Annotated in this window: 10 protein-coding genes; 1 reads left to right on the forward strand and 9 read right to left on the reverse strand. The window is 71.9% G+C overall.

Features of this window, described 5'->3' with window-relative positions; all coding sequences use genetic code 11:
- Positions 1-148 precede the first annotated feature (148 nt).
- A complete protein-coding gene (locus tag C8E84_RS15845) occupies positions 149-1,090 on the forward strand; it encodes a DMT family transporter (RefSeq protein ID WP_159903657.1) in 942 nt (313 codons plus the stop codon).
- A 31-nt stretch (positions 1,091-1,121) separates the two neighbouring features.
- On the opposite strand, the gene C8E84_RS15850 is transcribed toward C8E84_RS15845, so the two are convergent.
- The 9 genes from C8E84_RS15850 to C8E84_RS15890 all read right to left on the reverse strand — a co-directional run bounded on the left by C8E84_RS15850 (position 1,122) and on the right by C8E84_RS15890 (position 12,645).
- Positions 1,122-2,615 carry an acetyl-coenzyme A carboxylase carboxyl transferase subunits beta/alpha gene (locus C8E84_RS15850; protein WP_159905036.1) on the reverse strand — a complete coding sequence of 498 codons (1,494 nt, stop codon included), beginning with the start codon at positions 2,613-2,615 and terminating at the stop codon, positions 1,122-1,124.
- Positions 2,612-3,826, reverse strand: coding sequence for a CaiB/BaiF CoA transferase family protein (locus C8E84_RS15855; RefSeq protein ID WP_159903659.1), 1,215 nt, complete (start codon positions 3,824-3,826; stop codon positions 2,612-2,614). The genes C8E84_RS15850 and C8E84_RS15855 overlap by 4 nt, the downstream gene beginning before the upstream one ends.
- A gap of 242 nt (positions 3,827-4,068) precedes the next feature.
- The gene (locus C8E84_RS15860; RefSeq protein ID WP_159903661.1) at positions 4,069-4,566 is read right to left on the reverse strand and encodes a hypothetical protein; all 498 of its coding nucleotides are present in this window, start codon (positions 4,564-4,566) and stop codon (positions 4,069-4,071) included.
- 38 nt (positions 4,567-4,604) lie between these two features.
- Entirely contained in the window at positions 4,605-5,081 is a 477-nt protein-coding gene (locus tag C8E84_RS15865) for a nucleoside deaminase (RefSeq protein ID WP_159903662.1), read from the reverse strand.
- Positions 5,082-5,154: 73 nt separating this feature from the next.
- Entirely contained in the window at positions 5,155-5,838 is a 684-nt protein-coding gene (locus C8E84_RS15870; protein WP_159905038.1) for an NmrA family NAD(P)-binding protein, read from the reverse strand.
- A 289-nt stretch (positions 5,839-6,127) separates the two neighbouring features.
- Complete coding sequence (locus C8E84_RS15875) at positions 6,128-8,137, reverse strand: hydantoinase B/oxoprolinase family protein (RefSeq protein ID WP_246196982.1); 2,010 nt, start codon at positions 8,135-8,137, stop codon at positions 6,128-6,130.
- A gap of 1 nt (position 8,138) precedes the next feature.
- Entirely contained in the window at positions 8,139-10,343 is a 2,205-nt protein-coding gene (locus tag C8E84_RS15880) for a hydantoinase/oxoprolinase family protein (RefSeq protein ID WP_159903664.1), read from the reverse strand.
- Positions 10,344-10,437: 94 nt separating this feature from the next.
- Positions 10,438-12,009 carry a flotillin family protein gene (locus C8E84_RS15885; protein ID WP_159903666.1) on the reverse strand — a complete coding sequence of 524 codons (1,572 nt, stop codon included), beginning with the start codon at positions 12,007-12,009 and terminating at the stop codon, positions 10,438-10,440.
- 117 nt (positions 12,010-12,126) lie between these two features.
- Positions 12,127-12,645 (reverse strand): hypothetical protein, encoded by a 519-nt coding sequence (locus C8E84_RS15890; RefSeq protein ID WP_211675629.1) that lies wholly within the window; start codon positions 12,643-12,645, stop codon positions 12,127-12,129.
- Positions 12,646-12,801 lie beyond the last annotated feature (156 nt).

Raw genomic sequence — 12,801 nt, forward strand, 5'->3', positions numbered from 1 at the left:
GCCGCACAGGCAGGCGTTGTCAGGAACTGCCCAATGGGGCTCCATCGGTTGGCAAGTTGTTGACCGCACACTCGGCCATGAGTGCGGAAGTGGCTGCCCCGGCAACCACTTCCGCGCTCACGGCGGTGGATGAGGGATGCTATGCGGCATGACTTCTCGCCGTGCTGCTGACCGCACCTGGCTCGTCGCGCTCGCGGCCTCGCTCTGGGGTCTGTCGGCCCTGTGGCGGGGCCCGCTCGCCAAGGAGTACCCGGCCCTGGCCATCGTCTTCTGGGAGCACCTCGTCCTCGTCGTGCTCGTCAGCCCGTGGGTCGTGCCGGCCGTGCGCCGGGTCCTCGCCGCCAGCACGCGCACCAAGGTGAGCGTGCTCGTCATCGGCGCGGGCTCCTCGGCCCTGGCCACGACGTTGTTCACCGCGGCGTTCCGGCTCGGCGACCCCATCACGCCGCAGGTGCTCCAGAAGCTCCAGCCCCTCATCGCCATCGCCCTCGCAGCCCTGGTGCTGGGGGAGCGGCTGCGCCGCAGCTACGCCGCCTTCGCCCTGCCGGCCGTCATCGGGGCCTGGCTGCTGGCGTTCGCCGACCCGCTGGGGGTCAGCGTGTCCAGTGCCCAGGCTGCGCTCCTCGCCGTCGGCGCCGCCGCGCTCTGGGCCGCCGGCACCGTGCTCGGCCGGGCCGCCAGTGCCGAGCTGCGCTTCTCCGACCTCACCGCGCTGCGCTTCACCGTCGGCCTGGTGACACTGCTCGCCATCAGCGGTGTCACGTCGACCCCGCTCGCCATTGGGGTCGACGCGGCGCCGCGGATCCTCCTGCTCGCCCTGTTCCCCGGCCTGCTGGCGCTGGTGCTCTACTACCGCGCGCTCGGACACACCCCGGCCTCGCGGGCGACCCTGGCCGAGCTGGCCTTCCCGCTCACTGCGGCCGTCGTCGGCATCGTGGCCTTCGACGCGAGCCTCACCGGCTCGCAGTGGGTCGGCTTCGCACTGGTGCTGGCCTCCGTCGTCGGGCTCGCGCTGCACGAGCAGCGCAGCAGCCGCCCGTCCGTCGCGGTGCCCGACGACGCCCGTGAGGCGCTCACCGCCGCCCGCTGACCGGCATCCGGATGCCGTGGCGCGCGGTGCGCTACAACGCCCGCCACCGCGTGTGGCGGGCCTCGAGCCGTTCGTGCGGCGGCAGGGCGACGAGGTCGCCGAGCTCGTGCCGGATCGCCTGCGCCATCCGTCGGCAGTAGGCCTCGGGCTCCTGGGCGGCGTCCGGGTGCTCGGCGACGATCCGGTCGACGATGCCGGCCTCGAGCAGGTCGAGTGAGCGCACCCGTTGCTGCGTCGCGAGCTCCGGCGCGCGGTCGGGCGTGCGGTGCAGGATCGCCGACGCACCCTCGGGGGGCAGCGGCGAGAGCCATGAGTGCTGGGCGCACACGACGCGGTCGGCGGGCATCAGTGCAAGCGCGCCACCACCGGTTCCCTGCCCGAGCAGCACGCACACCGTCGGCACCGGGAGCACGACGAGCTCGGCCAGGCAGCGGGCGATCTCGCCCGCCATGCCACCCTCCTCGGCCTCCTTCGACAGGGCGGCACCGGCGGTGTCGATGACGCTGACGAGCGGCAGCCCGAGCTCGGTCGCGAGCTTCATGCCACGCCGGGCCACCCGCAGACCCGAGGGGCCAAGGGGTGCCTCCGCCCGCTCGGCGCGACGGTCCTGCCCGAGGACGACACACGGCATCCCCCCGAAGCGCGCCAGCGCGAGGAAGAGGCTGCGGTCCCACTCGCCGGCCCCCGTGCCGAACAGCGGCAGCACGTCGGTCGCGCCGAGCTTGAGCAGCGCACGCACCCCCGGGCGCTCGGGGTCCCGCGAGCGGGTGACCGACTCCCACGCCGGCAGGTCGGGCAGCGGCTCACGCGGCACCGCGGGAACGCGCTCGGTGGCGTGCGGTGCGAGCACGAGGTCGAGGAACCGACCCGCGATCGGCGGGAGTGCCTCGACGGGCAGCACGGCGTCGAGCAGCCCGTGCTCGTAGAGGTTCTCGGCGGTCTGCACGTCGGCCGGGAACGGCTCACCGTAGAGGGCCTCGTAGACCCGGGCACCGAGGAAGCCGATCGTCGCGCCCGGTTCGGCGACGGTGACGTGGCCGAGCGACCCCCACGAGGCGAGCACCCCGCCGGTCGTGGGGTGGCGCAGGTAGGTGATGTAGGGCAGCTGGGCCGCCTTGAACGCGGCGACCGCGCCCGAGATCTTCACCATCGTCACGAAGGCCGGGGTGCCCTCCTGCATGCGGGTACCGCCGGATGCCGGGGCGGCGAACAGCGGGACCCGCTCGCGGGTGGCCCGCTCGAACGCCAGCGTCACCCGCTCGGCCGCCGCGCGCCCGATCGAGCCCGCGAGGAAGGTGAACTCGCCGACGACGACGGCGACCCGGTGTCCGTGGATGCGCCCCTCGCCGGTGATGATCGACTCGTCCGTGCCGGCCCGCTCAGCGGCTGCAGCCAGCTCGGCGGCGTAGGTGCTGCCGGGTGGGGCCACCTCGAGCGGGGCCACGTCCCACGAGAGGAACGAGCCCTCGTCGAGGACCTCGGCCAGCAGCTCGTGGGCGCCCGGGCGGCGCGGTCGCTCGCTCACCGCGAGCCCGCGGCATCCGGGCTGGTCGTGGGTGCTGCGAGGGCGTCGCGCTCGTCGAGCCACGCCCGCACGCTGTCGTTGTGCTCGCCGAGCAGGGGTGGGGGCAGGTGCTCGCTGCGCCCACCGGCAAAGGCGTTGTCGTCCAGACGGATCGGCGGGCCGGGGATCTCGATCTCCCCGAGGACGGGGTGGTCGACGTCGATGACGAGGCCCTGGCTGCGCGTCTGGTCCCAGTCGTAGACGCGGTCGAGCGTGCGCACCTCGCCGGCGGGGATGCCGAGCTCGGCCAGCCGCGCCATGAGGGTGGCGTGGGGGAGGTCGGCGAACGCCGCGTTGAGGGTCTCGATGACGAGGTCGCGGTTGCCGACGCGCTCGCGGTTGGTGGCGAAGCCGGGGGCGAAGGGGTCGAGGCCGAACCCCTCGGCGAGCTTGACCCACAGGCCCTCGCTGCCGCACGCGAGCTGGATCATGCCGTCGGCGCAGGTGAACAGGCCGTAGGGGCAGATCGACGGATGGTGGTTGCCCCCGGCCTGCCCGACCTCGCCGGCCACGGTGTAGCGGGTGCCCTGGAACGCGTGGACCCCGACGATCGACGCGAGCAACGAGGTGCGCACCACGCGACCCTTGCCGGTGCGGTTGCGCTCGTGGAGTGCGGCGACGACCCCGTAGGCGCCGTACATGCCGGCGAGGAGGTCGCCGATCGGCACCCCGACCCGCTGGGGGTGCTCGGGGTCGGCGCCGGTGAGGGACATCAGCCCGCCCTCGCCCTGCGCGATCTGGTCGTAGCCGGCCCGGCCACCCTGCGGGCCGTCGTGGCCGAAGCCGCTGATCGACAGCAGCACGAGGCCGGGGTTGAGCTCGTGGAGGTGCTCGACGGTGAACCCGAGCCGGTCGAGCACGCCGGGGCGGAAGTTCTCGAGGAGCACGTCGGCGTGGGTGACGAGCCGGGCGAGGGTCTCACGGCCGTCGTCGGTCTTCAGGTCGAGGGTGACCGACTCCTTGTTGCGGTTGCACGACAGGAAGTACGTGGAGACGGGGTCGTCGTCCGGCCCGACGAAGGGTGGGCCCCAGCCGCGCGACTCGTCGCCGGTGCCGGGGTTCTCGACCTTGATGACGCGGGCCCCCATGTCGCCGAGCATCATCCCGCAGTGGGGTCCGGCCAGGGCGCGCGTGAGATCGATGACGACGACGTCGTCGAGGGGTCCGCTCATGTCGCCAACCTAGCCACGCGGCATCCGGCACCGTTCGGCAGGCCGGGCCGTCATTGCTCGTGAGGGGCTGTCAGGTTGTGCCAGCGGCGTCGTCGGTGACATGGCGGGTGACCCGCCGAACCCACATCGACCAATAGGTCACTCGGGGTACAGGCAGCGGCGGGCTGGCGTACCCACATCGACCAATAGGTCACTCGGGGTACAGGCAGCGGCGGGCTGGCGTACCCACATCGACCAATAGGTCACTCGGGGTACCTGTCGTCGCTGACATGGCGGGTCATGAACTCCCAGGCCACGGCGTGCGCGATGGCGACGAGCAGGATGAGCATCGTCGCCTCGGCCTGGAGAGGGGTCAGGCCCACCGTGCGGGCGAGCTCGGGCGCGACGCCGACGACCGCGATCACCGCGTAGAGCACGGCGCTGGCCCACCACAGCCGAGCGAAGATCCCGGCATCCGGGTCATTGCGCCCGGCCCGCAGCAGCCGCACGGTCCCGAGGGCGCCGACGGCAGCGATGACGACGAAGCTCGCGCGCCAGAACAGCGGGACCTCGGTGCCGCCGACCTGGGCGAACAACCCCATGAGGGCGGGCAGCAGGAACGACAGGTAGATGGCTCCGACGCGGCGGCGGGTGGCCGGGTCGCGCAGCCAGGGGCGGTTGCGCTCGACGACGGTCCACCACAGGCCGACGAGGGTGAAGCACGTCGCGGAGAACAGCGCGTAGAAGGTGCTGACGTCCACGGTGCCTCCTCGTCGGGGTCTGCGCGTCAGTCTGCCGGTCAGTAGGCATTGCGGTCGAGCCTGGCCCGCCAGGCGTCGAACGGCTCCTCGGACCGTGCCGTCGGGTGGTGCTCGCGGCGCAGCGGCCACGCCCCCGAATCGGGCGCGGCGTCGAACAGGGCGTGGAAGACCGCATCGTCGAACCCTGCGGCGGCCGCAGCGTGCCGATCCGCGGCGAAGACGACGGCATCGAGTCGCGCCCAGAGGGACGAGGCGAGGCAGAGCGGGCACGGCTCGCACGAGGCGTAGATCGTCGCGCCCACGAGGGCGAAGTCGCCGACCTGCCAGCAGGCGTTCCTGATGGCCACGACCTCGGCGTGGGCGGTGGGGTCGAGGTCGGCGGTGACCCGGTTGGCGCCTTCGCCGAGGACCACGCCGTCACGCACGATCACGGCCCCGAAGGGCCCGCCGTCGAGGGCGACGTTCTCGACGGCCAGGTCAACGGCGCGGTCCAACCACATCTGGCCATCGTTCATGCCGGGATCGTCTCATCCGCACCCTCGGGACAGGCCCGAACGAGCACCCTGGTTGCCCCTCACGACGGCGGCGTCAGGGCAGTCGCGACACGGCCTCGACCCACGTCGTGGCAGGTCGGTCGAGCGCACCGAGCGCACCGAGCGCACTCAGCAGCGACGCCGGGTCGCCCACCAGGCCGCCGTCGTCGTACGCCCGGAACATGGCGACCAGCGCCTCCCGGGCAGGAGCGGGCAAGCTGGCTCCCGGGCCGGCCAGCCACGACTCGATGCTGATCCGGCGGACCTCGACCCGGCGCCCCAGTGCCGCGGCGGCCTGCCGGCCCATCTCCTCGGTGGTGAGCACCTGTGGCCCGGCGAGGTCGTGCACCCCACCGCCGATGACCGGGTTCAGCAGGGCTGCCGCCGCGACCTGCGCGACGTCACCGAGGTCGACATTCGAGAACGGCGCGTCGGGGGAGTAGGGCACGGTGATCACCCCGGCCCCGGCCTGGTCGAGCAGGTTCTGGTGGTACGCAGCGGGCCGCAGGATCGTGAGCCGGTCGTCGAGCGCGCTGCGCAGCACCCTCTCGGCATCGCGCTTGCGCAGGTGGTGCGGCATGCGGGCGTCGTCGGGATGGAGCACCGAGTGGAACACCACCCGGGGAGTTCCCGCTGCAGCAGCTGCGTCGGCCAGGCGAACGGCCATCCCGACCTCGTCCAGGTGCACGTTCGGGGCCAGGTGGTAGACCGCGCGGATGCCGTCGAGGGCGGCACCCAGCCCCGCTCCCGTTGCGAGGTCAACGGCGACGGGGCACTGCCGGCAGGCACGGCATCCTCACGCCCGGGGCGGCAAGCGGCTCGCACCGGGACACCGTGGGCCACGAGCGCACCGGCGACGGCGCGACCGGTCTTGCCGGTCGCGCCGATGACGAGGACTGGCGCGTGCGTACCTGGAGTGACCAATTGGTCGATCTCGGTACGGGTCGGCGTACCTGGAGTGACCAATTGGTCGATCTCGGTACGGGTCGGCGTACCTGAAGTGACCAATTGGTCGATCTCGGTACGGCTCACACCCAGTCGACCTCGGCGGAGGTGGCGCCGCCCGACAGGGTCGCGTACCCCGGCCCACGGTCGAAGAACGGCTGGTCGCCGCGCTTGGCCCGCAGCCCGGCGCGCACGGCATCCGACGCGGCGACGTCGATGACGACCGCGTCCGCGCTGCCCGACGCGACGACACCGTAGTCGGCCCGCGCCCCCTCGAACGAGACCTTGCCCCAGCGCAGGTCGCGCTCGACCTCGTCGTACGGGCGGTCGAGCGGGTCACCCCACCCGCCGCCACCGGTGGTGCGGATGCGGATCACCTGCCCGGCCAGCACCGGCTCGGCGTCGGCCAGTGCGTCGACGACCCGCTCGTTCGGCCCGCCGACGTCGATGGTCACCTCGAACGGCCGACCCGCTTTGCCACCCTTGACGCCCCAGCAGGCCAGGATCGAGCGGTCGGCGATCGACATGAAGTGCCCGTCGCGCAGCATCCGGATCTGCTTCTCGTAGCCCAGGCCGCCGCGGTAGCGCCCGGCTCCGCCCGAGTCGACCGCGAGCCCGAGCCGCTCGACGATGAACGGGAAGCGGCTCTCGGTGAACTCGGTCGGCAGGTTGCGCGAGTCGGGGACGACGTGGATGGTGTCCTCGCCGTCGGCGTAGTACCGCCCACCCGAGCCGCCGCCGAGCACCTCGCGCATGAGGTAGTCGTTGCCGTCGCGGTCCTTGCCGTAGACGCCGGTGTAGCGGATGGTCTCCTGGTCGGCCGGCATCCGCCCGTCGACCGCCTTGGCGACCACCCCGGCGAGGACGCCGAGCAGACGCAGGATGACGAACGTGCGCGCGTTGGTCGGGGCCGGGTAGATCGGCGTGAGCAGTGTGCCCTTCTCGGGGAAGCGCATCTCGATGAGCGGCACGATGCCCTCGTTGACGTCGAGCTCGGCCATCCGCTCGGGGGTGTCGGCGAGGTTGCGCAGGATCGGCGCGAGCCACTTCTTGAGGAAGTTGCCGCCGACGTAGTCGCCGCAGTGGTTGATCGGACCCTTGGCCTGCGGGCCCGTGCCGGTGAAGTCGATGACGAGCTTCGGCCCGCCGTCACCGGGCCCGGGGCCACCGGTCGAGGTCTTGGTCAGCGTGATCCGCTGGGTGTGCAGCTGCGGCTCGTCGACCCCGTCGTGTTCGGCGTAGTCCTCCCACACGTAGGTGCCGTCGGGGATCTTGCCGAGGATCTCGCGCCGGTACGTCTGCGTGGTCGCGTCGAGGATGGCGTCGAACGCGGTCTCGATGCTGTCGCGGCCGTACCGGGCGAACAGCTCGCCGAGCCGGCGCGCACCCATGAGGCACGCCGAGCACTCGGCGTCGAGGTCGGCGGCGAGGCTGTCCGGCATCCGGGAGTTGCGGGTCATGATCCGCAGCGCGGCCTGGTTGGGCACCCCGGCATCCCAGAGCTTGATCGGCGGCACCGACAGGCCCTCCTCGAAGACGGTGCGCGCGTTGCTCGGCATCGAGCCGGGAACCGCCCCGCCGATGTCGTCGTGGTGACCGAAGGCCTGCACGAACGCGACGACCTCGCCCTCGTGGAACACGGGCACGGTGACGCACAGGTCGGGCAGGTGCCCGATGCCGCCCTCGGACTCGTAGACGTCGTTGTGGAAGAAGACGTCGCCCTCGTTCATCTCGGACAGCGGGAAGTCGCGGGCGATCGGGTGCACGAGCGCGGAGTACGAGCGGCCGGTCAGCTTGCGCAGCTGGCGGTCGTGGATGCCGGCGCGGAAGTCGTGCGCGTCGCGGATCATCGGGCTGCGGCTGGTGCGTGCGATGGCGGTCTCGACCTCCATCTCGACGCTGGCCAGGGTGCCCTGGACGATCTCGACGAGGATCGGGTCAACCGTGCTGCCCTGCGGCGTGAGCCGGTTTCCGTGCTCGTAGGCGGTGGGCAGCCCGGCCGGGTTGACCGGCAGGTCGGATGCCGGGTGCGCGCCGGCGCTGCCGGACGTCGCCGGCGGTGCCACGGCGGTGTGGATCATGGGGCCGCACATGTCAGGCCTCCTTGGTGACGACGAGGTTGCCGAACGCGTCGACGCGCACGGAGAAGCCGGGGTGGACGGGAACGGTGGAGCCGAACTCCTCGATGACGGCCGGGCCGTGGAAGGTGTCGCCGGCCCGCAGGTCCGGGCGCCAGTAGACGTCGGTGGTGACGTACCCGGCATCCGCCTCGAAGCAGACGGGACGCGCGGAGCGCGGCGCGAGTGCCGGCTGGGTGCGTACCTGCGGTGACCTATTGGTCGATTCGGGGACGTGGGCATCATCGCGTGCGGCGATCTCGCGCAGCTCGGGCCGGGTGATCGGGCCGATGCCGGTCACCCGCAGGTTGACCCACTCCACCTGCTGGCGGGGGTCGTCGCGGAAGTCGTAGCCGTAGAGCTGACGGTGCTCGTCGTGGAACCGCTGCGCGACCGCATCGGCCGCTGCCTCGTCGAGCGGGCCGGCGCCGATGGGCACCCGCACCTCGTAGGCCTGGCCGAAGTAGCGCAGGTCGGCCGTGCGCACGTGCTCGTGCCGCTCGCGGGGGAAGCCCTCGGTGTCGAGGGCAGCGGTGGCCAGGGCGGTGAGCTCGTCGAGCACCTTCTCGACGGCGGCGCGGTCCAGGCCGGCGTGGCGGGCCACGTGGGTCTGCACGTAGTCGTTCTTGACGTCGACGGTGAGCAGCCCGAACGCCGACACGTTCCCGGGGTTCTGCGGCACGACGACCCCGGCGAGGTCGAGGATGTCGACCAGCCGGCACGCGAGCAGCGACCCCGACCCGCCGAAGGTGGTCAGCATGAAGTCGCGCACGTCGAGTCCGCGCTTGACCGACACCTGGCGCAGGGCGTTCGCCTGGTTCCACGCGGAGATCTCCAGGATGCCGGTGGCGCACCGCTCCTCGTCGAGCCCGAGGCGGGCGGCGAGGTCGCGGATGCCGGTGCGAGCGGCATCCACGTCGAGCGGGATCTCCCCACCGAGCAGGTGGGGAGGGATGCGGCCGAGCACGACGTGGGCGTCGGTGATCGTCGGCTCGGTGCCGCCCTTGCCGTAGCAGAGCGGGCCGGGGTCGGCCCCGGCCGACTGGGGGCCGACCTTCAGGGTGCCCTCGGGCGTGACCCACGCGATCGACCCGCCGCCGGCGCCCACCGTCACGACGTCGATCATCGGGATCTTGCTCGGGTAGGCGCCGACCGTCCCCTCGGTGGTGAGCGTCGGGTCGCCGTCGAGCACGACCGAGACGTCGGTCGAGGTGCCGCCGCCGTCGCAGGTCAGCACCTTGTCGAAGCCGGCCCGGCGGGCGATGAGCGCCGCCCCCAGCGCCCCCGCGGCCGGCCCGGAGAGCACGGTGGTGATCGGCTGGTGCACGACCTCGTCGGCCGACAGGACGCCACCGTTGGACTTCATGACGTAGAACGGGATCCCACGGGTGGGCTCCGCCCCCCCGTGACCCCCCCCGACGGCATCGAGCTCGCTGCGCTCGCCTGGTTCCCACAGTTCACGCAAGCGTGAGCTGATGTTGCGCACGTAGCGGCTGACGTTCGGCTTGACCGCCGCGTCGACCAGGGTCGTCATCGAGCGCTCGTACTCGCGGTACTCGCGCAGCACCTGCGAGCTGATCGACACGACGGCCTCCGGGTGCTCACGGCGCAGCACCTCGCGCATCGCCAGCTCGTGCGTGTCGTTGGCGTAGGAGTGCAGGAGGCACACGCCGATCGTGGTGATGCCGCGCTCACGGAACCAGCGGGCGGCGGCCACGGCATCCGCCTCGTCGAACGGGCGCAGCTCGTTGCCCTCGAAGTCCATCCGACCGCCGATGGTGCGCACGTGGTCGGCCTCGACGATGCGCGGGGGCTTGACCCAGAAGTAGGAGTTGCCGTAGCCGTCGGGCACGGCCTGACGGGCGATCTCGAGCATGAACTCGTAGCCCTGCGTGGTGATGAACCCGAGGCGCTCGACCTTGCCCTCGAGCAGCTTGTTCGTCGCCACCGTCGTGCCGTGGCTGACGGCGGTGATGTCGGTGCCGCTCGCACCGAGCACCCCGAGGATCTTCTCGATGCCGGCGATGAAGCCGTCCGCCGGGTTGGCCGGCGTGCTCGGGGTCTTCGTCGTCACGAGTTCGCCGGTGTCCTCGTCGAAGGCGACGACGTCGGTGAAAGTGCCTCCGGTGTCGATGCCCACGCGGATCCGCCGGTTCGGAGTGCTCGTCTGCGCCGTCGTCATGGCTCAGAGTCAATCTTGGATACAGCCCCGGCTCGTTGGCAATGTCTGCCAACGAGCCGGGGACATCCCCTCAGAAATAGCCCGCTGCCGGGGCCTACTCGTCGGTCGAGGCAATAGCGGCTGACGGCGCCGACACGGCCGAACCCTTGACGGGGCGTTCCGTCGTGGTCGTTGTCGTGGTCGGGGAGCCATCACCGAAGCCCTGCACGATGCTCTGGATGTCGATGCCCGTGGTGTTCTTCAGCATCGCCATCGTCTGGGTGAGGTTGTCGGTGACCTGCTTGGGCAGGGCGCCCGCGCCGTCGGTCGACAGCACCGTGAGCTGGTCGATGGAGGCCATCGGCGCGGCGAGCTCGTGGGCGACCTTCGGCAGGGCCTCGACGAGCATCTGGAGCACGGCGGCCTCGTTGTAGCGGGCGAAGGCGTCGGCGCGCTTGTTCATCGCCTCGGCCTCAGCCTGTCCGGTGGCGAGGATGGCGCTGGCCTGGGCCTCACCCTCGGCGCGCAGGGCCTCGGCCTGAGCGACACGCAGCGCCTTGTCGGCCTGACCACGACGCTCACCCTCGATGGCCTCGGCATCGGCCAGCGCGGTGCGTCGTGACTTCTCGGCCTCACCGGTGAGGCGCGCCTTCTCGGCCTCGGCCTGAGCGGCGGCGATGGAGGCTTGGCGCCGGGCGTCGGCCTCGGCGATGGCCGCGTTGCGGGCACCCTCGGCCTCCTGCTCGACCTTGTAGCGCTCGGCGTCGGCGGGCTTGCGCACCTCGGTGTCGAGCTGGCGCTCCTTCAGGGCCGCCTGACGAACGGCCACCTTCTCCTGCTCGGTGAGGATGACCTGCTCGCGGTCGGCCTGGGCCAGCGGCCCGGCGGCGGCAGCGGTGGCGGCCGCGGCATCCGTCTCGGCCTTGATCTCGGACTGCTTGAGCGCCAGCTGGCGGTTCGCGACGGCGATCTCCTGCTCGGCGGCGAGGCGGGCCTGCTCGGCGGCCTGGCGGGCGTTGGCCTCGGCGATCGCCGCGGTCTGGCCCACCCGGGCGGACTCGGGGCGACCGAGGTCGGACAGGTAGGAGCCGTCGTCGGTGATGTCCTGGATCTGGAAGGTGTCGAGGATCAGGCCCTGACCGGTGAGCGAGGACTCGGCCTCGTCGGCGACCCGCTGCGCGAACGCGGCCCGGTCACGGATGATCTGCTCGACGCTCAGCGAGCCGACGATGGATCGCAGCGAACCGGCGAGGGTCTCCTGGGTGAAGGTCTCGATCTCTCCCTGCTGGGTGAGGAAGCGCTGGGCGGCGGCACGGATCGAGTCCTCGTTGCCGCCGACCTTGACGATCGCGACGCCGTCGAGGTTGAGCTTGACGCCCTGGCCGGACACGGCGCTGCGGATCTGGATCATGATGCGACGGCTGGACAGGTCGAGCACGTGCAGGCGCTGCACGAACGGGACGACGAACACGCCACCACCCATGACGACCTTCTGGCCCGACAGGTCGGTCGACATGATGCCGGTCTCGGGGTTGCGGACCTCCTTGCCCGGGCGGCCGGTGACGATGAACGCCTCGTTGGGGCCTGCGACCTTGTACCTCGAGGCGATGATCAGCCCCAGGAGGAAGAGCAGGGTCACCAGCCCCAGTACCGAGATGAGTGCGACGGGAATCTCGAGTCCGAACATGTTGTCTGCCCTTTCGTGCGTCGCGTCGGCGCGGCGCTCCACTGCTTGTGGTCGTGTGCTCAGTCGACGTCGACGGCCCCTACCCGGTTCCCCCCGCGTCGTTCGCCTGATCCTGCCCTACGCGTCAACCGGGCCCGACGTCCCCCCGCTGCGGGCCACCCGCACCGATGTCGGGCTGAGCACCGCGGTCACGGTGACGGCGGTGCCGTTGGGCAGCGGTTCGTCGGCGCGGGCGTTGAGCCGGGTGATGTGTCCGGCCGCGACGACGCTGACCTGGCCCAGACCGTCAGCCGGGATGGCGTCGATCACGGATCCGGTGAGCCCGACCAGTCCGGACGAGCGCACCGTCGACTCGTCGCCGCCGCGCATCAGGACCTGGCTGGCCTTGCCGGCGCCCACCCCGACCAGGGCGCCCGCGACGAGCCCGGCGCCGAGGGCCGCACCGTTGGAGTCGGTGAGGTCGAGCACCAGGGCGCCGACGAAGCCGAACGCCGCGAGGAAGCCCGCCACCGCCAGGCCGGAGAGGAAGTCGGGGCCGACGCTCTCCAGCATCCCGTCGAGGGCCTCGCCCGCGACGAACGAGATGAGCAGCAGCAGGATGCCGATGCCTCCGATGACGAGCAGCGCGGTCAGCATGGTCCCCTCCGTGGCCGGCGGGATGGATGCCGACGGTCGGCGGCGACCGCGGTGGCCGCCTCGTCCGGGGAGCCTACCCGCCACGGTGCGAGGCCGAGGATGCTTCGGCCCTGGCCGATGCGTGGTGGTTTCTGAGAGAGGGGTCCTGGGGTGCTG

Source organism: Ornithinibacter aureus (assembly GCF_009858245.1).
Lineage (GTDB): Bacteria > Actinomycetota > Actinomycetes > Actinomycetales > Dermatophilaceae > Fodinibacter > Fodinibacter aureus.

Excerpts from the sequence above, each read along its gene's own strand:
- C8E84_RS15845 (WP_159903657.1), top strand. The coding sequence starts at position 149 with ATGACTTCTCGCCGTGCTGCTGACCGCACCTGGCTCGTCGCGCTCGCG.
- C8E84_RS15855 (WP_159903659.1), bottom strand. The coding sequence starts at position 3,826 with ATGAGCGGACCCCTCGACGACGTCGTCGTCATCGATCTCACGCGCGCC.
- C8E84_RS15865 (WP_159903662.1), bottom strand. The coding sequence starts at position 5,081 with ATGAACGATGGCCAGATGTGGTTGGACCGCGCCGTTGACCTGGCCGTC.
- C8E84_RS15875 (WP_246196982.1), bottom strand. The coding sequence starts at position 8,137 with ATGTGCGGCCCCATGATCCACACCGCCGTGGCACCGCCGGCGACGTCC.
- C8E84_RS15880 (WP_159903664.1), bottom strand. The coding sequence starts at position 10,343 with ATGACGACGGCGCAGACGAGCACTCCGAACCGGCGGATCCGCGTGGGC.
- C8E84_RS15885 (WP_159903666.1), bottom strand. The coding sequence starts at position 12,009 with ATGTTCGGACTCGAGATTCCCGTCGCACTCATCTCGGTACTGGGGCTG.
- C8E84_RS15890 (WP_211675629.1), bottom strand. The coding sequence starts at position 12,645 with ATGCTGACCGCGCTGCTCGTCATCGGAGGCATCGGCATCCTGCTGCTG.